This window comes from Billgrantia bachuensis (assembly GCF_011742165.1).
Lineage (GTDB): Bacteria > Pseudomonadota > Gammaproteobacteria > Pseudomonadales > Halomonadaceae > Halomonas > Halomonas bachuensis.
Genome location: NZ_JAAQTO010000013.1, coordinates 1 through 18,708, shown reverse-complemented (window position 1 = coordinate 18,708; position 18,708 = coordinate 1). Strand labels below are relative to the sequence as shown.

Below are 18,708 nucleotides of genomic sequence, written 5' to 3'. Positions count from 1 at the left end.
TATTTCCACAAATCTGTTGCCGAGGTCGCCGCTTGCGGCTATAAGAGCGCCTGACAGGGGCACCGGCATGGGGTTGGCGCCCCGAGCCGGGAGAATGTAAAGGTGCATGAGGGGCTGAGTCTGCTCTACGTGGGCGCGGTACTGGTGCTCAACGGTCTGTGGATGCTGGGACGCATCGAGGATCGCGAGATCCAGGTGATCAATTTCTTCGCCGGGGGCGTCAGCCTGGCGGTGGCGGCCTATGCCGCTTTCGGCCCGGGGGCCGATGCGGTCAGCGTGCGTGCCGCGGCCATGACCCTGCTATTTGCTTTTACCTACCTGTGGGTGGCCATCAATCGCCGCAACGGTAGCTCCGGTCACGGTTTGGGCTACTTCTGCCTCTTCGTGGCGCTCACCGCGCTGCCTACCGGACTGCTGCAACTGGTGGTGGCCGAGGGGCTCTGGGGCTGGTGGTCGGGATTCAACTGGCTGGCCTGGACGGTGCTCTGGTTCGGCTTCTACCTGATGCTCTGCCATCGCCCTCAGTTGCAGCCGTTGGTGGCGCGCACCGCCCTGGCACAGGGCTTGGTGACCGCCTGGCTGCCCGGTTATCTGCTGCTTCAGGGCCTGTTGCTGGCCTGACATGACATGATGAGCCGCACCCGGAGCGTCTGATGCGTGCCGTGAGCAATTCCTGGCGTACCGCGGAGTGGACCCGTGACGGCGCCTGGATGCGGCTGTTCCGCAATGCCCGTGTGTGGCTTGGCTGATTCGCGATCAGCATGAAAGACATGTAGTAAAAGAGGCGGCCTGCTGGCCGCCTCTTCGTTTACAGCTGTCCTGGCTCATCCCTGCCGTTTTATGGCTGGCTGCGCTGCCCGGCTAAGGCATCGCTTTCAGGCGCGCTGTTCCATCTGCGTCGATTCACTTCGAGAAGCGAGGAAACCCTCCAACACGGTATGTTCCGCACGCTTCTGCTTGATGACTGCCGTCAGAGCGGGATAGAGCGCGGGTACGGTGCTGGCTTCGCGCAGATGCTCGTGGAAGTGCAGCGAGTATCCGGCGTCGGTCACCGCCTGGGTCAAGACCTCGTATGCCACTGCCTGGGTACTGACGAAGAAAGGCGCTGCCAAGGCAGCGCTTGGCTGTGCCTGGACGCCGGAAGACTCCGGAAGGCCCAGCTGGCGCGAGAGGCGGCGTAGCTCCTCGACGCGCATTTCGCATTGGATTCCAAGTGAAGCCATCAGGCGGCTTACGGCGGTATCGAAGGGCAGGAAGCTGAAAGCGAGTCGTCGATAGCGCATGACCTCGTTGCGTTCGTGCGCCTCGGCGAGTGTCAGAAGCTCATCCAGCACCAGGGCCAGCCTGGTGATCCTTGTTGGTTTTTCTGGCATGGCGGTGTCCTCTTTACGAAGGCCGAGCATCAGCCGCTTCCCCGCATGTTAGCGGCCTCAATGATGCTCAGAGAATGCCTCCGATTTGCATGACCTTCATCAAGTTTCGCGACGTTTAGGTCCGATGAACCAGTGATTCCATCCACGGGTATGACGAAAGCCACGCTACTTCCCCATTGCCCTTTGGTGGCTTCGTCCGACACAGCACTGAACTCTCACTATAGACGAATTGCGAAAAAATCCATCGAAGCAAAATGAAACGAAGGTTTGACAACTGTAGCCGTCGCGCCAGACTGCCTTGACGAATGACATGAGGCAGCCAGGCATGACACAGCAAGTTTTTCATGAACGGGTGACACTTACGTTTCAGGACCATGTGGCCGAGGTCGCCCTGGCGAGGCCCCGCGAGCACAACGGCCTCGACTGGGAAATGATCGACGCCCTGCTGGCAGCGCAGCAGCGCCTGCGCGAACTCGACGGTTTGCGCGCCGTGGTACTCAAGGGGGAGGGCGAGAGCTTCTGCGCTGGCCTCGACATGGCGGCGATCATGTCCTGTCCCGAGCGGTTGCCTTCGTTGCTGGCCGCCGACGAGCAAGGCATCAACCCGGTGCAGCGTCTGGCGCTGGGCTGGCGCGACGCCGGCGTGCCGGTGATTGCCGCCCTGCATGGACATGTCTATGGCGGCGGCTTGCAGATCGCGCTGGGCGCCGATATTCGCGTGGTGCACCGCGAGGCTCGGCTGGCGCTGCTGGAGATCGTCTGGGGGATCATTCCCGATATGGCCATCAGCGTGACCGGAGAGAATATTCGCCGCGACGTGCTGCGCGAGCTGGCCTGGACGGGTCGCAAGGTGAACGGGCAGGAAGCCGTAGCGTTGGGCCTTGCCACTCGACTGGCCGACGACCCGCAAGGTACCGCTCGCGACATTGCCACCGCGGTGGCCGCTCGCTCGCCCAAGGCTGTGGCCGCGGCCCGTGAACTCCTTGCCCGCACCCCGGGCATGTCGGAGCGCGAGTGCCTGGCGCAGGAGGCGAGCCTGCAGCGGGGCCTGCTCGGCGGCGAGGAGCAGTTGGAAGCCGTGGCGGCCAGAATGGCAGGGCGCAAGCCGCGCTTTGCCGGTCCATATTGACCTGACGAAAAATCCGAGGACGGTTAACATGTGAGCCTCGATCGCCCCGACTGGCCTCCCATGAGTTCCACCGCCGTAGCCGTCATGCCCACTTCTCGCTGTCCTTCGCTGCGCCCCTACCAGCAGGAGGCCGTGCGCCGCGTGGTGGCGCATTTTCGCGCCAGTGACGAGCCGGCGGTAGTGGTGCTGCCCACCGGCAGCGGCAAGTCGCTGGTGATTGCCGAGCTGGCGCGCCTCGCCCGCGGACGGGTGCTGGTGCTCGCCCATGTGCGCGAACTGGTGGAACAGAACCACGCCAAATACCTGGCCTATGGCCTCGAGGCGGATATCTTCAGTGCCGGCCTGGGGCGCAAGGAGAGCGCGCGCCAGGTGGTGTTCGGCTCGGTGCAGTCGGTGGTGCGCAACCTGGAGCGCTTCGACTCCGCTGCTCAGGGGCAGGCCAATTTCACCCTGCTGGTGATCGACGAATGCCACCGGGTCTCGCCGGACAAGGACGCCAGTTACCGCCGCGTGATCGAGTGCCTGCGCCAGGCCAATCCGCGGCTCAAGGTGCTGGGGCTGACCGCCACGCCCTATCGCCTGGGGCAAGGTTTCATCTATCACCGCCATCATCACGGCATGGTACGTGGCGACGAGGATTGCTTCTTTCGCGACTGTGTCTTCGAGCAGCCGTTGAGACTGATGGTCAAGCAGGGCTATCTCGCGCCGCCGACCCGTATCGACGCAGCGGTCGAGCGCTACGATTTCTCGGCGCTGGCGCCGGGGGCAAATGGCTTGTTCCGGGAAGAAGAACTCAACCGGGTAGTGGCGGGCAGCCGCGCCACGCCGGGGATCATCGCCGAAGTGATCACGCGCGCCGCGCACCGTCGTGGGGTGATGATCTTCGCTGCCAGCGTAGCCCACGCTGAGGAGGTTCTCGGCTACCTGCCGCCCGCCGAGGCGGCCCTGATCACTGGGGAGACGCCATCGCGCGAGCGCGAGCGAATCATCGCCGCCTTCCAGGCGCAAGAACTAAAGTATCTGGTCAACGTAGCGGTGCTGACCACTGGCTTCGACGCGCCCCACGTCGACCTGATCGCGATCCTTCGGCCCACCGAGTCGGTGAGCCTCTACCAGCAGATCGTGGGACGCGGCCTGCGACTCGCACCGGGCAAGACCGACTGCCTAATTCTCGATTACGCCGGCAACCCCTGGGATCTCTACGCGCCGGAGGTGGGCAGCCCCAGGCCGGCCTCGGACACCGAGCCGGTGCAGGTCGAATGCCCCGTTTGCGGTCATGCCAACCTGTTCTGGGGGCGGCGCGACGGCGACATCGTCATCGAACACTTCGGCAGGCGCTGCCAAGGGCTCATCAACGATCCTGACCCTTCCTGCGGGGAGGGCAGTGGCCAACGAGGCGCGGCGTCGGGCGCCTATAAAGAGCGAGGTGCGGCGTCGAGCGCTCGTAGACAGTGTGAGTTTCGCTATCGCTTCAAGACCTGCGGCGAGTGCGGCGCCGAGAACGACATCGCCGCGCGGCGCTGCCACGGCTGCGAGACCCTGCTGGTCGACGCCGACGACAAGCTCAAGGAGGCGCTGCGCCTCAGGGATGCGAAGGTGCTGCGGGTGGCAGGAATGCAACTCGAGGCCACCGTTAACGGGCGTGGCCTGCCGCGTCTCAAGATCACCTACCACGACGAGGATGGGGAGACGCTGGCCGAGTGGTTCGCCTTGGAGACCGCAGCCCAGCGCGCTGCTTTTGCTGCCGTATTCCTGCGCCACCATCTGCGCGCGCCGGGAGCGCGCTGGCGGCCGATGAGCGCGGAGGCGGTCGTCGCCGAGCGTCGGCGCCTGCGGCACCCGGACTTCGTGGTGGGGCGGAAGGTGGGTCGCCACTGGCAAGTACGGGAGAAGCTGTTCGACTACACCGGGCGCTACCGCAAGGCCGAAGCGGTGGAATGAGGGGGCGCCCCCTTCGCCGCAGGGAGCCGGATCAGCTTGACCGCTCGACCGTTGGGCACCGCATCATGACGCGGACGTCGCATCGGGTGCGCCGGCGGCGTCCTCGACGACTTCGCTATCGTCGGATGCCGATGTGGCATGTATCCGGCTGCTGTCGGCAAGCTCGCCGAACGCCTCCTTGAGGAGTTCGTTCCCGGGATCCATATCGATACTTCCGTAAAAAGAACTGCCGTCCTCGAGCATCAGGCATGGCGTGACGATCATCCCCCTGACATTGGCGTCCTTGTGGATCGTGGCGCGATGTGATGCCACGAGATTGCCCTCGACCTCACCGGAGACATGCAGAGTGTGAGCGTAGACGTCACCGACGATGCGGCCGCTATTGCCCAGGGTGACGGTATTCTGCTTGCAAGTGATCGTGCCCTCGACGTGGCCTGCCACGGTCAGATCCTCCCCGGCATCGATATCTCCCTGCACTCGGGTATGGCTGCCGATCACCGAAACGCCAGGGCGTGTCGCGGGCGCTTCCTGGCGAGGCGGTGGCGTCCGGTCGGTATCGGTCGCGACGCTGGCTGGCGTTGCTTCCGGTTGACGGTGCTTTGCCTTGTGGAACATGCAGGCCTCCAAGATCGACGAATAGCCAAGCAGCCTAGCTCGCTTGCGGGAACATCAAAGCGCGGAGCTATGTGGTATCTGGCGGCTTTTTCTCGACACTGCCTCTGGGGCTGGGCACCTATAAGGAAGGCTACGCGGGCATGGAGTAGGGATGTGGGCATTCAGACATGGTTTATCTTTCTCGGCGTGGCTGCCATGACGCTGATCGTCTGGGATGGAGGGCGGCGCAAGCGCAAGCGCCACGCTGCGGAGCTGACAGAGAACGCGGCATCGGAGGTACATACCGCTCGGACGCGCTTGCTTCCGGTCGTTTCGGCGATTGTATCGCCTGTCGGTGCACAGAGCGTCACGGCGAAGCCCATTGCCTGCACGCAGAGTAGCGCCGAGGGGAGCCGTATCGGTGTGGCGACGCGAGTATCGGGCCGGCTCATTGCCAATGAGCCGGTCGTGGTCAAGGGCAGCGTCGAGGGGGCCGTCATCGCCAAGGACCATCACGTCATGGTGACGGTGAGCGGAAGGGTATCATCGCATCTGGAAGGGCGTGAGGTCAGCGTCGATGGGCAGGTAACGGGAACCCTGAAGGCTGGCGACAAGATCACGCTACGGTCCCGGGCCCGTGTCCGCGGTGTCCTGGAGGCCAGGCGCCTGGAATGCCTTGCCGGCGCGCGTCTTCAAGGGGAGGTGGCCCGGATGACGGTTGGGTGAGCCGGACTTACCCTGACCCCCGCGCTCTTGGTAGACTGCGTGATCGATCTTCAGACAAGCCCAGCCGGGAGGCCAGCCCCGCGTGAGCGAGACGCCCCACACGGCTGTTCCCCATCAGCCGGACGCGAGCGACGCCGAGACCCAGTCGGCGGTGCTGGCGCGGCTGTTCGACGAGCCGATCACCCAACTGCCCGAGGATCTGTATATCCCGCCGGAGGCGCTGCGGATCTTCCTCGAGGCGTTCGAGGGGCCGCTCGATCTGCTGCTCTACCTGATTCGTCGGCAGAACCTGGATATCCTGGCCATCGACGTAGCCGCCATCACTCGCCAGTACATCGAGTATGTGGAGCTGATGAAGGCGATGGAGATCGAGTTGGCCGGCGAGTACCTGTTGATGGCGGCGATGCTGGCCGAGATCAAGTCACGAACCCTGCTACCGCGCCCGCCCAGGGAGGGAGGCGACGACGAGGAAGACGACCCGCGTGCCGAGCTGATCCGCCGCCTGCAGGAGTACGAGCAGCTCAAGAGCGCGGCCGAGGCGTTGGCCGGGCTGCCGCGGGTGGGCCGCGACTGGTTCCCGGCACGGGCGGCACTGCCGCCGCTGCAGGCACGGGTGATTCACCCCGAGGTGGAGCTCGATGAACTGCTCGGCGCCTTGGCCGGTATCCTGCGCCGGGCCGAGCTCAACCAGGCTCACCAGGTGGGGCGCGAAGTGCTCTCGACCCGCGAGCGCATGCTGGCGATCATGGAGCGCCTCAACCACGAGCATTACACGCCGTTCGAGGCGCTGTTCACCCTCGAGGAGGGGCGCGCCGGGGTCATCGTCACCTTCATGGCCATTCTCGAGCTGGCCAAGGAGGCGATGATCGAGATCGTGCAGAATGCACCGCTGTCGCCGATCCATGTGCGCGCCCGTGCGCCGCGAGAGGAGTCGGAGGAGGAGCTCTTCCACGATGATGGCGCCGACGCCGAGAGTCCCTTTGCCGAGGAGGGGAGCATGCCCGAGGGGGGTGACACCGCATGACCGCCATGGAGCAGCCCGACAGCCTCGACGAGATCCTCGAGGCGGCACTGCTGGCGGCGGCCGAGCCGCTGTCGCTCGAGCGCCTCGAGGGGCTGTTTGGCGACCACGAGCGGCCGCAGCGGCGCAGCCTGCGCGAGGCGCTGGAGCGGGTGGCGGGGCGCCACGAACGCGGTGCCATGGAGCTGATCGAGACCGCCTCGGGCTATCAGTTGCGCATTCGCCCGCGCCTTTCGCCCTGGGTCTCGCGACTATGGGACGAACGCCCGCAGCGCTACTCGCGAGCGCTGTTGGAGACCCTGGCGCTGATCGCCTATCGTCAACCGGTGACCCGCGGCGACATCGAGGAGGTGCGCGGGGTAGCGGTGAGCAGCTCGATAATGCGCACCCTGGCCGAACGTGGCTGGATTCGCGTGGTCGGACACCGTGACGTGCCGGGCCGCCCGGCGGTCTATGCCACCACCCGCCAGTTCCTTGATGACTTCGGGCTCAAGACCCTGGACGAGCTGCCGCCCATGCACGAGCTCAAGGGCTTGGCGGAGCCGGTGTTCGAGGACGAGGCCCCACCGCCGCCCAGCGCGCTGCTGGCGCAGGCCGACGAAGAGGCCGTGGGCGGAGAGGAGATGACCGACGACGCGGACGAGGCCGGCTATGGCGCCGGCGACGAAGATGAGAATGCCGACAAGCGTACCGAAGCGTACGACATGCTTGACGAAACGACGGCCGGGACGGCCGACGTACCACACGCCGGGAAGGCGTCCGACAGGCCAGGGCTGAGCTTCGCCGATCTCGAGGCCCGCCTGGCCGAACGTGCCCGCACCAGCGTCGACGATGACGGCGGAGCGGGGGCGGAATCCACCGAAGACGAGAAGTCAGACGACACATGACGAGCGATACCGAAAAACTGCAGAAGGTCCTGGCCCGTGCCGGGCTGGGCTCGCGCCGCGAGATGGAAGCGGCCATCGAGGCCGGCCGTGTCAAGGTCAACGGCAAGGTCGCCACGCTCGGCGATCGCATCGAGATGCGCGACCGGGTCGCCTTCGATGATCGCCCGGTGACCCTGCGCGGCGCCGAGGAGACGCCGCGACGGGTGATCATGTACAACAAGCCGGAAGGCGAGCTGTGTACGCGCAAGGACCCCGAGGGGCGGCGCACCGTGTTCGAGCGTCTGCCGCGCCTCAAGGGCGAGCGCTGGATCGCCATCGGCCGCCTGGACATCAATACCAGCGGCCTGCTGCTGTTCACCACCGACGGCGAACTGGCCAACCGCTTGATGCACCCCTCCACCCAGATCGAGCGCGAATATGCCGTGCGGGTGATGGGCGAAGTGCGCAAGGAACATATCGTGGCCATGGTCGAGGGCGTGATGCTCGAGGATGGTCCGGCGCGCTTCACCGACGTGCAGGAGTTCGGCGGCGAAGGGATCAACACCTGGTTCCATGTGGTGATCATGGAAGGTCGCAACCGCGAGGTGCGCCGGCTATGGGAATCCCAGGGGCTCACGGTGAGCCGCCTGAAGCGGGTACGCTACGGCAACATCTTCCTCGACAAGCGCGCCAAGGCGGGTGAGTGGGTGGAAATGTCCCAGGACGAGATCGACGACCTGGCCCAATCTGCCGGCCTGACGCCGCGCAAGGTGCCCGAGCTCACGCCGGACGAGAAGAATCGCTGGAGCCGCGACAAGAACAAGCGCCGCCCGGTACAGGCGATGCGCAAGCCCAAGAATTCCAAGGGTAGGTAGGGGGTCGAGGCAGGACGAAAGTCAAAAAGTCCTTGCCAGCCAGGGGTGTGATCAGTAATATCTGCCCCCGTTCGGAAGGGTCGTTAGCTCAGTTGGTAGAGCAGTTGGCTTTTAACCAATTGGTCGTAGGTTCGAATCCTACACGACCCACCATTCCGGACCTGGAAGCTTGTTTGCAAGTGCTGGGTCGTTAGCTCAGTTGGTAGAGCAGTTGGCTTTTAACCAATTGGTCGTAGGTTCGAATCCTACACGACCCACCAGATCTCGCGCCCCCGCCTCTCACGAGGCGGGGGCGTTCTGCTGTTGGCGACCTTGAAACGGCGGTGCGTGCCTCCATTTCGTTATGTAGTGCCAAGGCGGCCATGCGCTATAGCCAGCAACACAGGGATGTGGTGTAAGATAGCGCAATGGGCTGAGGTGGCGAGAGACGCCGTTATCAGCCCCAGGAGTATCGCCCGTACGGAGCGTACGGTCAGCGATGCACCCGGTACATGCAGGGGGAGCCCCTGCCAGTCACAGTGGTAGACACGATGACGATCATGACTTCCCGAATCGAGGTGCGTGAGCACCTTGCCCGTGCTTACTGCCCGACCCGCATCCCGGCCGAGGACGAAGCTCGCATCGACGAGATAAAGCGTCTGCTGGAGCTGCACAACGCGGTGCTCGTGGCCCACTACTACACCGATGATGCCATTCAGCAACTGGCTGAAGAAACTGGCGGCTGCGTTGCCGATTCGCTGGAAATGGCCCGCTTCGGCGCGCGTCACGCAGCCGACACCCTGGTGGTGGCCGGGGTGCGCTTCATGGGCGAAACGGCCAAGATCCTGTCGCCGGAAAAGCGCGTGCTGATGCCGACGCTGGAAGCTACCTGCTCGCTCGACATCGGCTGCCCGGCGGATGAATTCAGCGCCTTCTGCGATCGGCACCCCGATCGTACCGTGGTGGTCTACGCCAACACTTCGGCGGCGGTGAAGGCGCGCGCCGACTGGGTGGTGACCTCCTCCATCGCGGTGGACGTCATCGAGCACCTGCAGGCCCGCGGCGAGAAGATCCTGTGGGCGCCGGACAAGCACCTGGGTGGCTATATCCAGCAGAAGACCGGCGCTGACATGCTGCTGTGGGATGGCGCCTGCATCGTGCACGAGGAGTTCAAGGCCAAGGGTATCGAGGACCTCAAGGGACTCTATCCCGACGCCGCCGTGCTGGTGCACCCGGAGTCGCCGGCCTCGGTGGTGGCACTGGCCGATGTGGCCGGTTCCACCTCGCAGCTGATCAAGGCGGCCAAGGAGCTGCCGAACGACAAGCTGATCGTTGCCACCGACCGCGGCATCTTCTTCAAGATGCAGCAGATGGTGCCGGAGAAGACCCTGTTCGAGGCCCCCACCGCCGGCAACGGTGCCACCTGCCGCAGCTGCGCCCACTGCCCGTGGATGGCGATGAACGCGCTGGACAACCTGGCCGGCGCCCTGCGCGAGGGCAGCGGCGAGATCTTCGTCGACGCCGAGCTGCGCCAGAAAGCCCTCAGGCCGCTGGAGCGCATGCTCAATTTCAATTCCTGAGTGCAGAGAAGGCTGCTTCGCAGCCTGAAGAAGGAAGATGGAAGATGGTGCCAAGTGTTATGCAGCTGCACGAGATGAGGAAAGCACAAGCTTGCCTCATCTCATCTGTTCTTCCTTCTTCGCTCTTCCATCTTTCCTCTTTTAGAACTTCTCCATCGTCTCCCGGTAACCGACGAAATCCTCCCGCCGCTGCTCGATGCGCGCCAGGGCGTTGGTCGCGCCGCTCTGTTCCGCCACTCGGCGGGCCACGTCGAGCTGACGGATGGCACGGTCGATCTCGCCGGTGAGCTGCATCTGCTCGGCCCGGGCCAGGTGGCCCCAGGCCTCGCGGCCGCTGCGGCCGGCGGCTTCGGCGAGCAGGGTGAAGACCTGCGGGTCCTCGGGACGGCGGTTGGCCAGCTCATTCAGGATTCGATAGGCCTCGTTGGGGTCGCGCTGCAGCAGCGCTTCGCCCAGTATACGGGTAGCCGGCATGTGGCCCGGCATCAGGCGCAGCAGGCGTCGGCTGCGCTCGGTGGCGTCGTCGTAGCGGCCTGCCTCGAAGGCGACCTCGGCGGCGCTGACCGGCAGCAGCGCCAGGTCGGGCAGCTCTCGTGCCAGGCTGTCGAGTTGGCTGAGAGCGCTGTCGGTCCGGCCGTGGTGGGCGTCGATCAGGGCGTCGAGATAGCGCCTGGCCTCTGCCGGGGCGTCATCCTGGGCCAGGCGTGTCGCCGCCTGCTGCGGGTCGCGCTGATTCACCGCCAGCAACGCCCGGGCGCGCACCAGGTGGTAGGTCGGGTCGTCGTCGCGAGGGCGCATCGGCTCGAGCTGAGAGGCGCGGGACTCGGCATCGCTGATGCGCGACTCGGTCAGCGGGTGGGTGAGCAGGAACTCCGGTGGGTTGCCGCCCTGCAGGCTCACTTGGCGCTGCATGGCTCGGAACATCCTGACCATGGCATCGGGGTCGAAGCCGGCCTGGGCCATGGTCTGCAGGCCGAGGCGGTCGGCCTCCTGTTCGAAGCGCCGCGAGTAGGCCAACTGATCCTGAATGAAGGCGGCCTGGGAGCCCATGGCGGCAGCGATGCCGGCGTCACCGCCGCCGCTGGCGGCGATCAGCATTCCGGCCAGCATCGCCGCCATGGCCGGCAACTGGGTCTGCTCGGCGCGCGCCCGGCCGCGTGAGTAGTGGCGCTGGGAGAGGTGCCCCAGTTCGTGGGCCAGCACCGAGGCGACGGCATCCTCTTCTCTGGCGAAGGCGAACAGGCCGGCATTGACGCCAATGACGCCACCCGGCACGGCGAAGGCGTTGAGGGCCCGGTTATCCACCAGTGTGACGACGGTGCTGGAGCCGGTAAGCCCGCTGTGAGGCAGCAGGCGTGACACCAGCGATTCCACGTATTCCTGTGCGATGGGGTCCTGCCAACTGGGAGTGCGGGCACGAAACTGGCGCAGCCAGGCGCGACCCAGGCGGAACTCCTCGCCGGTGATGGCCTGGCTGCTGCCGGTCAGGCTGGGCAGTCCATAATCCTCCGTAGCGCTAGCCGGGGCGGGGGCAGCCAGGCCCAAGGCCAGCGCGATGGCACCGGTGGTCAGGCAGTATCGGGTCTTGCGCAGCATGTGCCAGTCTCGTTCGAAGCGGCGATCAGTTCTCTATCCGACATTGATTCGGCCTGCAAAGTGCCTTTAAATCTCAAGGGTTTTGCGCTTTGTTGCAAGGGCATGGCCCGATGCGCATAAGCGTTGGTTATTTTTCGGGAGACGACATGGCTGTGCAACCAGATGATGTGCTCGATGCTTGTGGCCTGCCCTGCCCGCTGCCTCTGCTCAAGGCGAAGCAGGCACTGGCTCGGTTGAAGCCCGGCCAAGTACTCGAGATCCTGGCGACCGATGCCGGCTCCTGGCGCGACTTCGAGACCTTTGCCGACAACAGCATCCACGAGCTGATGGCGCGTGAGGAGCGCGGCGAGGTCTACCACTACTGGCTGCGCAAGGGCGAGGAGCCCACCTCATGATCCTGCGCGATGTGTTCAAGGGCTGGATCGAGCACTACTTCTCCGACGAGGAGGCGGTGATCCTGCTGGTGCTGCTGATATTGGGCTTCGCCGTAGTGATTCTGTTCGGCCGCATGCTGGCGCCGTTCCTCACCGCTCTGGTGATCGCCTTCCTGCTGCAGGGCGGCGTCAACGCCCTGACACGACGCGGCGTGCCTCACCTGTTGGCCGTGACGCTGATCTTCCTGGCCTTCATCGGCGTGCTGCTGGCGCTGGCCTTCATCCTGATGCCGTTGATATGGAATCAGCTCGTCAGCCTGGTTCAGGAGACGCCGCGCATCGTCGCCAGTGGCCAGCGCTGGCTGGATGAGCTCCAGGAGCGTTATCCCAACCTGGTCACGCCGGACCAGGTACAGGAGTGGATCGCCGTCGCCGGCCGCGAGCTGACCCAGTTCGGCCAGCGCGCGCTGTCGCTATCGCTGGCCTCGCTGGGTAACTTGCTGGCCCTGATCATCTACCTGGTGCTGGTGCCGATTCTGGTCTTCTTCCTGCTCAAGGACCGCGATCAACTAGTGAATTTCTGCCTGTCGCTGCTGCCCCAGCAGCGCTCGCTGATGACGCGTATCTGGCAGGAGATGGACAACCAGATCGCCAACTACGTGCGCGGCAAGTTCATCGAGATCATCATCGTCGGCACCGTATCGTTCTTCACCTTCGCCTTCTTCGGCTTGCCGTATTCGGCGCTGCTTGCGGTACTGGTGGGCTGCTCGGTACTGGTACCCTACATCGGCGCCGCCGTGGCGACCCTGCCGGTGGCCGCCGTAGCGGGCTTTCATTTCGGCATGAGCGACCAGTTCCTCTACGTGTTGTTCGCCTATGGCGTGATCCAGGCGCTGGATGGCAACGTGCTGGTGCCGATCCTGTTCTCCGAGGCGGTCAATCTGCATCCTGTGTCGATCATCGTGGCGGTGCTGTTCTTCGGTGGAATCTGGGGCTTCTGGGGCATTTTCTTCGCCATTCCCCTGGCCACACTGCTCAAGGCCCTGGTCTATGCCTGGCCAAGAGGAATCCGGCAGTACCATGACTCGCTCCAGCCCGTCGAGCTGGAGCAACAGTTCGAGGAGTGAGGGCGCCCCGGCCGGGTGCCGGCGGGGCGCTGATCTCGGCTGGGTTCAGTTGGCGGTATGCAGTGCCTGGGCAGCTTCGAGAACTTCCTGAGCGTGCCCCTTGACCTTGACGCCGCGCCATTCGCGGGCAAGCTTGCCTTCGGCATCGATCAGGAAGGTGCTGCGTTCGATGCCGAGATGCTCCTTGCCATACAACTTCTTCAGCTTGATGACGTCGAACAGTTTGCAGATTTCCTCGTCCTTGTCGGAAATCAACTCGAAGTTGAACGCCTGCTTGGCCTTGAAGTTCTCCTGGGCGCGGATGCCATCGCGCGAGGCGCCGAGGATGACGGTATTGGCCGCGTCGAACTCGGCCTTGCGGTCGCGGAAGTCTCCGCCTTCTGTGGTGCAGCCCGGGGTGCTGGCCTTGGGGTAGAAGTAGATCACCACCTGGCGACCCTTGAGGGCGGACAGCGTGACGGTAGTGTCGCCGGTGGCGGCGGCGCTGAAGTCGGGCACGGATTGACCGATGGCTAGCGTCATGAGGGGCTCCTTGACGGGGTGGAAAGCGCTTCATTACACGCAGCCCGGCGAGTGCTGTCAAAGTGCGCGTCGGCCGTGCTGTACAGGCCTGTGCCGCCTGAGTACCATTTACCCTTTGCTCGTGGTCCTGTCGATACGACACCCGAGTGCGGCATGAGCGGCTATTGCAGAGGAAGAGAGGATGATCACTGGCAGTATCGTCGCCCTGGCGACGCCGATGAAGGCCAATGGCGATATCGACTGGGAGGCGTTGCGCCGCTTGGTGAACTTCCACCTGGAGAACGGTACCGACGGCATCGTCGCCGCCGGCACTACCGGTGAGCCGACCACCATGTCCTTCGCCGAGCATTTCGACGTGATTCGCGCCGTGGTGGAAGAGGTCAATGGCCGCATTCCGGTCATCGCCGGTACCGGGGCAAATGCCACTTCCGAAGCCGTGGAACTGGCGCGCTATGCCAGCGAAGTGGGCGCCGACTACTGCCTGTCGGTCTGTCCCTACTACAACAAGCCTACCCAGGAGGGGCTGTATCGCCACTTCAAGGCGGTGGCCGAGGGCAGCCGTCTTCCGGTAATTCTCTACAATGTGCCCGGCCGCACCTGCTCCGATCTCTACAACGAAACCGTGTTGCGCCTGGCCGAGGTCGGCAACATCGTCGGACTCAAGGATGCCACCGGCAACCTCGAGCGTGCCGAAGACCTCATCGCGCGGCTCGAGGGCAGCGGTTTCATGCTCTACTCCGGTGACGACGGTACCGCCTGCGAGTTCATGCTGATGGGCGGCAACGGCGACATCTCGGTTACCGCCAACGTGGCGCCCAAGGCCATGCACGAGCTGTGCGTTGCCGCGGTCGCCGGTGACGCCGATCGCGCTCACCAGATCAACACCCGGCTGATGCCGCTGCATACCAACCTGGGCATCGAGTCCAACCCGATTCCGGTCAAGTGGGCGCTGCACCGCATGGGCATGATCGAGCAGGGCATTCGTCTGCCGCTTACCTGGCTGTCCGGCAAGTACCATGCGACGGTGGACGAGGCCCTGCAACTGGCTGGCGTAATCGACGATTGAGGCGGCCTGGAAAGCTCCCGCCGCCCCGATAATCTGACTGCAAGGTGAATGCATGAATTCTGCGCTGAAATGGATGCCGCTGGTGGCTCTCGCTGCCCTGGCCACTGCTGGCTGTGCCCGCGAAGGCTTCTATGACGACCGCAACATCGATTACGTGAAGGCCCAGCGCAGTGCGCCTCTGGTCCTGCCGCAAGGGCGCAACGAGCAGCGTTATCGCGACGCCATGCCGGTACCGGAGGCTCAAGGCAGCTTGCGCTCCGACGGCGAGCGTTTCAGCGCTCCCAGCCCGGAGCGCCTGGCATCGGGCGGTGCGGTGGAGCGGGACTTCGTCGAGCGGCGGGAGATCGGCAATGATCGCTGGCTGGTGGTCGGCTCAGACCCGGGCATGGTGTGGCCGCAGCTGCAGGATTTCGCCCGTGCTCGCGGCTTGCAGGTCCAGTCCAGCGACGACGCCCGAGGCGTGCTGGAGACGGCCCAGGGCCGGCTGAGCGTGAGCCAGGGGCTGCGCGCCGGCGACAGCGAGGTTCGCTGCGAGCAGAATGGGCGTCCGGTGGCGGCCTGTCTCGATGCGTTGGAACAGCACTTCAGCGCACGCAGCGAGAGTGCCAGTGCCGCGTCGCTGGCTGGGCAGCAGATGTCGCGCGAGGATCGCCTGCGCTTCGAGCAGCTCGACAGCGGCGAGTGGGTCGTACGCATTCCGCTCGACATCGACCGCGTCTGGGCCGAACTGAACCATCAACTGGAAGCCGACTTCAGCGTGGAGAACCGGCGTGAGCTGCTCGAGCAGAATCCGCAGCAGCACGACTTCCTGGTCAACTACATGACCGCCTCCGAGCGTGACCGCGGCATGCTTCAGATCATCTTGAGCCCCGACGTGCGCCAGATGCCCCAGCAGATTCGCCTGGTACTGGAGTTCGACGGCCCCGAGCGCACCACGCTGCGTGCCGTCAACGAGAGCGAGCGGCGCTTCACCGAAAGGGACGCCCGCGAGCTTCTCGAGCGGGTGTCGGGCCTGCTGCGCTGATGCAGCAGGGGCAGGCCAACGAGCCGTCGCCGGCCATGGGCAAGCTTCGCTTTGCCTCGCTCGGTAGCGGCAGCAAGGGCAACGCCACCCTGGTCAGCGACGACGAGACCATGGTGCTGGTCGACTGCGGTTTCGGCCTGCGCGAGACCGAGCGACGGCTGGCGCGTCTTGGCCTGCATCCGCGCCAGCTCGATGCCGTGCTGGTGACCCACGAGCATGGCGATCACTTGCGCGGTGTCGGCCCTCTGGCGCGGCGCTATGCCGTGCCGGTCTACATCACGCCGGGTACATGGCTCTCGGGACGTCTGGGCGAGGTGCCTTGCCGCCATTGGATCACGCCGCAATCGCGCTTCGCGGTCAGGAGCCTCGTGATCGATCCGTTCACGGTGCCACACGATGCCCGTGAGCCGGTCCAGTTCCGCTTCGAATCGCGCGGCTGCCATCTTGGCGTGCTGACCGACCTGGGCCAACCCACCGATCATGTCGTCGAAGCCTTCAGCGGCTGCGATGCGCTGATACTCGAGTGCAACCATGATCGTTACATGCTCGAGGTCGGGCCCTACCCACCGCGGCTCAAGCGCAGGGTTGGTGGCAACTGGGGGCACCTGGCCAACGTCCAGGCGGCGGCGCTGCTCCAGCGCCTGGGCCTCGATCGCCTGCAGCGCATCGTCTGCTCGCATCTTTCCGAGCACAACAATTGCCCCGAGCTCGTCCTCGAGACCCTGACGCCGCTGCTCGACGGCGACGGCTCACGTCTGACGATCGCCGCCCAGGACAGCGGGCTGGATTGGCAGGCGATCACCTGAATTGCCATCCTCTGGTCATGCCTTCATCCCTTCTGGAGATCCCCATGGAAAAGCGCCAAGAACTCTACGCCGGCAAGGCCAAATCGGTGTATGCCACCGACGATCCCGACCTGCTCGTCCTTCATTTCCGTGACGATACCAGTGCCTTCGACGGCGAGCGCATGGAATCGCTGGCTCGCAAGGGCATGGTCAACAACCGCTTCAATGCCTTCATCATGGAAAAACTGGCAGCGGCGGGCATTCCCACCCACTTCGAGAAGCGCCTTTCCGATACCGAGAGCCTGGTCAAGAAGCTCGAGATGATCCAGGTGGAGTGCGTGGTGCGCAACATCGCCGCCGGTGGCCTGGTCAAGCGCCTCGGCGTGGAGGAGGGAAGTGAACTCACCCCGCCCACCTTCGAGCTGTTCCTCAAGAACGATGCACTGCACGACCCGATGATCAACGAGTCGCTCGCCGAGACCTTCGGCTGGGCCACGCCCGCACAGCTCGCCGAGATGAAGGCGCTGACCTTCAGGGTCAATGACGTGCTCAAGCAGCTGTTCATTGACGGCGGCCTGCTGCTGGTGGATTACAAGCTGGAGTTCGGCCTATTCAAGGGCCGGATCGTGCTGGGTGACGAGTTCTCGCCGGACGGCTGTCGTCTATGGGATGCCGAGACGCGCAACAAGATGGACAAGGATCGCTTCCGCCAAGGGCTGGGTGGGGTGATCGAGGCCTACGAGGAAGTCGGTCGCCGCATCGGGGTTCGGTTCGACTGATAACCGCAAGGCGTCCGACAGGCCTGGGAGGGGCGGTAGACGCCGTCCCTCTCCCGCGGGCGGCATTCAGCACAGCGCTGCTGGTGCATCCGGGGCGAAGGGCGGCGGCGTAGCCCCGCCTCAGTTGCTTGAAACCGGCGTCAGCGGTTCGTCGTCCTGGTCCGGGTCGTGCTCGAACCTGACCACCAGAGAGTTCTCCTCCTCTTCGACCTCGACGTTCCCTCTGGCGTCGATGACGAGGCTGCTGCCCTCGATCTCGCCATTCAGTGCCGTCGCAGTGAGCGCCAGCTCGAAGCGGGGGTCGTCCTCGTAGGTATAGAGAAATTCATGCTGGGTGCATTGGTCTCCGAGAATCCGCATCCCGCCCTCCTTGTAGACGAACTCCGCAGCATCCACGCGGAGATTCTCCCTGCTGCCGTCGTTGATCCTCAGGACGACGTAGCCCTCCAGTGACAAAGGCATGTCCCTATCCTCTCTTGCCATGGTGAACGGACTCGCATCGATCAGCGTAGGCCAAGGCGGCCGGTCGGTCATGCCTCGGGCGAGGGAGAGACGATGTCGACCACCCGTAGCACGATATTTCTTGAGGCATCTTCCATGGCTTGAAAGCGCACGTCTATGTCGCGCAGGCGCACGCCATAGACCCTCTCCTCCGCGCCATTGCGATAGGCGGGGCGCGGGTCCTGGGCCAGAACTTGTCGAATCAGTTCGCGCAGTGAGGTCCCGTCGGAACGCGCGGCCAGCACCGCCTCGGCCGCGTCGCTGAAGCGTACTTCCAATAACGATGGTGCCTCGGGTGCGTAGCCGGCGCGAGCATCGGTGCGCGCCTCCACCCAAGGCAGGTAGGGCTTGATATCGAGCACTGGGGTGCCGCTGACCAGATCGCAGCCGCCCAGCACCAGGCGTACCCCATGGCTGGTATCGATCTCGAGCAACTCCACCAGTGACAGTCCCAGCCGGTTGGGGCGGTGGGTGCTGCGGCTGGCGAAGACGCCGACCTTGGCATTACCGCCGAGGCGCGGCGGGCGAACGAGTGGCGTCCAGCGCTCGGGGCTGTGATGAAAGACGAAGGTCAGCCACAGGTGACTGAAGGCGTCGAGGCCACGCACCGCCAAAGGGTCGTCGTAGGGGGAGACGAGGATCAGCTCAGCGTGTGCAACCGATGCCAGGCCGGGCTGGCGCGGTACGCCGAACTTGTCGGGGAAGTCGCTCTCGATGTGCCCTATGGGTTGCATCGTGAGGCCGGTGGCAGAAGGCGTTGGGTTGGTCATGGCGATGCATTATGCCTGCCATTGGCCGCAGCGGCGAGCTTGTGTACCCTGCACGGCGAGACAGACAGGTCACGCGAGAC

General features: G+C 64.7%; 20 protein-coding genes, 2 tRNA genes and 1 pseudogene. 17 read left to right on the top strand and 6 right to left on the bottom strand.

Annotated features, from left to right (window positions below):
* The first annotated feature begins 102 nt into the window (after window positions 1-102).
* Together HBJ55_RS04710 and HBJ55_RS04705 are read left to right on the top strand one after the other, a co-directional pair.
* Window positions 103-621: an AmiS/UreI family transporter gene (locus tag HBJ55_RS04710; RefSeq protein WP_167111549.1), complete on the top strand. Its 519-nt coding sequence runs from the start codon at window positions 103-105 to the stop codon at window positions 619-621.
* Between the two features lie 14 nt (window positions 622-635).
* Window positions 636-749 (top strand): annotated as a pseudogene (locus HBJ55_RS04705) (phosphoribosylformylglycinamidine synthase subunit PurQ); the annotation flags it as partial.
* A 126-nt stretch (window positions 750-875) separates the two neighbouring features.
* Here HBJ55_RS04705 and HBJ55_RS04700 read toward each other — a convergent pair.
* The gene (locus HBJ55_RS04700; RefSeq protein WP_167111545.1) at window positions 876-1,373 is read right to left on the bottom strand and encodes a hypothetical protein; all 498 of its coding nucleotides are present in this window, start codon (window positions 1,371-1,373) and stop codon (window positions 876-878) included.
* 325 nt (window positions 1,374-1,698) lie between these two features.
* On the opposite strand from HBJ55_RS04700, the gene HBJ55_RS04695 reads away from it, so the two are divergent.
* Together HBJ55_RS04695 and HBJ55_RS04690 are read left to right on the top strand one after the other, a co-directional pair.
* Window positions 1,699-2,502: a crotonase/enoyl-CoA hydratase family protein gene (locus tag HBJ55_RS04695; RefSeq protein WP_167111542.1), complete on the top strand. Its 804-nt coding sequence runs from the start codon at window positions 1,699-1,701 to the stop codon at window positions 2,500-2,502.
* An 84-nt stretch (window positions 2,503-2,586) separates the two neighbouring features.
* Window positions 2,587-4,443, top strand: a complete 1,857-nt coding sequence (locus HBJ55_RS04690; RefSeq protein WP_167112175.1) for a DEAD/DEAH box helicase — start codon at window positions 2,587-2,589, stop codon at window positions 4,441-4,443.
* A 63-nt stretch (window positions 4,444-4,506) separates the two neighbouring features.
* Here HBJ55_RS04690 and HBJ55_RS04685 read toward each other — a convergent pair whose 3' ends face one another.
* Window positions 4,507-5,058: a bactofilin family protein gene (locus HBJ55_RS04685; RefSeq protein WP_167111540.1), complete on the bottom strand. Its 552-nt coding sequence runs from the start codon at window positions 5,056-5,058 to the stop codon at window positions 4,507-4,509.
* Window positions 5,059-5,211: 153 nt separating this feature from the next.
* On the opposite strand from HBJ55_RS04685, the gene HBJ55_RS04680 reads away from it, so the two are divergent.
* From HBJ55_RS04680 to nadA, 7 genes are all read left to right on the top strand, one after another.
* Complete coding sequence (locus tag HBJ55_RS04680; protein WP_167111538.1) at window positions 5,212-5,763, top strand: polymer-forming cytoskeletal protein; 552 nt, start codon at window positions 5,212-5,214, stop codon at window positions 5,761-5,763.
* Between the two features lie 82 nt (window positions 5,764-5,845).
* Window positions 5,846-6,787, top strand: a complete 942-nt coding sequence (locus tag HBJ55_RS04675; RefSeq protein ID WP_167111536.1) for a segregation/condensation protein A — start codon at window positions 5,846-5,848, stop codon at window positions 6,785-6,787.
* Window positions 6,784-7,671: an SMC-Scp complex subunit ScpB gene (gene scpB, locus HBJ55_RS04670; protein WP_167111534.1), complete on the top strand. Its 888-nt coding sequence runs from the start codon at window positions 6,784-6,786 to the stop codon at window positions 7,669-7,671. Before HBJ55_RS04675 ends, scpB begins: the two co-directional genes overlap by 4 nt.
* Window positions 7,668-8,525 (top strand): 23S rRNA pseudouridine(2605) synthase RluB, encoded by an 858-nt coding sequence (rluB, locus tag HBJ55_RS04665; RefSeq protein WP_167111532.1) that lies wholly within the window; start codon window positions 7,668-7,670, stop codon window positions 8,523-8,525. Before scpB ends, rluB begins: the two co-directional genes overlap by 4 nt.
* Window positions 8,526-8,602: 77 nt before the next feature.
* A tRNA-Lys gene (locus HBJ55_RS04660) sits at window positions 8,603-8,678 on the top strand.
* A 31-nt stretch (window positions 8,679-8,709) separates the two neighbouring features.
* Window positions 8,710-8,785, top strand: a tRNA-Lys gene (locus HBJ55_RS04655).
* A gap of 270 nt (window positions 8,786-9,055) precedes the next feature.
* Window positions 9,056-10,084, top strand: a complete 1,029-nt coding sequence (gene nadA, locus HBJ55_RS04650) for a quinolinate synthase NadA (protein ID WP_167111530.1) — start codon at window positions 9,056-9,058, stop codon at window positions 10,082-10,084.
* Between the two features lie 141 nt (window positions 10,085-10,225).
* Here nadA and HBJ55_RS04645 read toward each other — a convergent pair whose 3' ends face one another.
* Window positions 10,226-11,680 carry a M48 family metalloprotease gene (locus tag HBJ55_RS04645; protein ID WP_167111528.1) on the bottom strand — a complete coding sequence of 485 codons (1,455 nt, stop codon included), beginning with the start codon at window positions 11,678-11,680 and terminating at the stop codon, window positions 10,226-10,228.
* A gap of 146 nt (window positions 11,681-11,826) precedes the next feature.
* Here HBJ55_RS04645 and HBJ55_RS04640 point away from each other — a divergent pair, with 146 nt between their 5' ends.
* Window positions 11,827-12,075, top strand: coding sequence for a sulfurtransferase TusA family protein (locus HBJ55_RS04640; RefSeq protein ID WP_167111526.1), 249 nt, complete (start codon window positions 11,827-11,829; stop codon window positions 12,073-12,075).
* Window positions 12,072-13,181 carry an AI-2E family transporter gene (locus HBJ55_RS04635; RefSeq protein WP_167111524.1) on the top strand — a complete coding sequence of 370 codons (1,110 nt, stop codon included), beginning with the start codon at window positions 12,072-12,074 and terminating at the stop codon, window positions 13,179-13,181. Before HBJ55_RS04640 ends, HBJ55_RS04635 begins: the two co-directional genes overlap by 4 nt.
* Before the next feature lie 45 nt (window positions 13,182-13,226).
* On the opposite strand, the gene HBJ55_RS04630 is transcribed toward HBJ55_RS04635, so the two are convergent.
* On the bottom strand, window positions 13,227-13,703 hold the full coding sequence (locus HBJ55_RS04630) for a peroxiredoxin (protein ID WP_167111522.1): 477 nt from the start codon (window positions 13,701-13,703) through the stop codon (window positions 13,227-13,229).
* A 181-nt stretch (window positions 13,704-13,884) separates the two neighbouring features.
* On the opposite strand from HBJ55_RS04630, the gene dapA reads away from it, so the two are divergent.
* The 4 genes from dapA to purC are packed head-to-tail and all read left to right on the top strand — an operon-like array spanning window position 13,885 to window position 17,357.
* A complete protein-coding gene (dapA, locus tag HBJ55_RS04625; RefSeq protein WP_167111520.1) occupies window positions 13,885-14,769 on the top strand; it encodes a 4-hydroxy-tetrahydrodipicolinate synthase in 885 nt (294 codons plus the stop codon).
* 52 nt (window positions 14,770-14,821) lie between these two features.
* Window positions 14,822-15,793 carry an outer membrane protein assembly factor BamC gene (locus tag HBJ55_RS04620; protein ID WP_240935975.1) on the top strand — a complete coding sequence of 324 codons (972 nt, stop codon included), beginning with the start codon at window positions 14,822-14,824 and terminating at the stop codon, window positions 15,791-15,793.
* Window positions 15,794-15,828: 35 nt separating this feature from the next.
* The gene (locus HBJ55_RS04615) at window positions 15,829-16,599 is read left to right on the top strand and encodes an MBL fold metallo-hydrolase (protein WP_167111518.1); all 771 of its coding nucleotides are present in this window, start codon (window positions 15,829-15,831) and stop codon (window positions 16,597-16,599) included.
* Between the two features lie 44 nt (window positions 16,600-16,643).
* The gene (purC, locus tag HBJ55_RS04610; RefSeq protein WP_167111516.1) at window positions 16,644-17,357 is read left to right on the top strand and encodes a phosphoribosylaminoimidazolesuccinocarboxamide synthase; all 714 of its coding nucleotides are present in this window, start codon (window positions 16,644-16,646) and stop codon (window positions 17,355-17,357) included.
* Between the two features lie 120 nt (window positions 17,358-17,477).
* Here the strand turns inward: purC and HBJ55_RS04605 are convergent, their stop codons facing one another.
* Together HBJ55_RS04605 and tsaA are read right to left on the bottom strand one after the other, a co-directional pair.
* Entirely contained in the window at window positions 17,478-17,819 is a 342-nt protein-coding gene (locus HBJ55_RS04605) for a hypothetical protein (RefSeq protein ID WP_167111514.1), read from the bottom strand.
* 68 nt (window positions 17,820-17,887) lie between these two features.
* Window positions 17,888-18,628, bottom strand: a complete 741-nt coding sequence (tsaA, locus tag HBJ55_RS04600; protein WP_240935974.1) for a tRNA (N6-threonylcarbamoyladenosine(37)-N6)-methyltransferase TrmO — start codon at window positions 18,626-18,628, stop codon at window positions 17,888-17,890.
* Window positions 18,629-18,708: the final 80 nt, after the last annotated feature.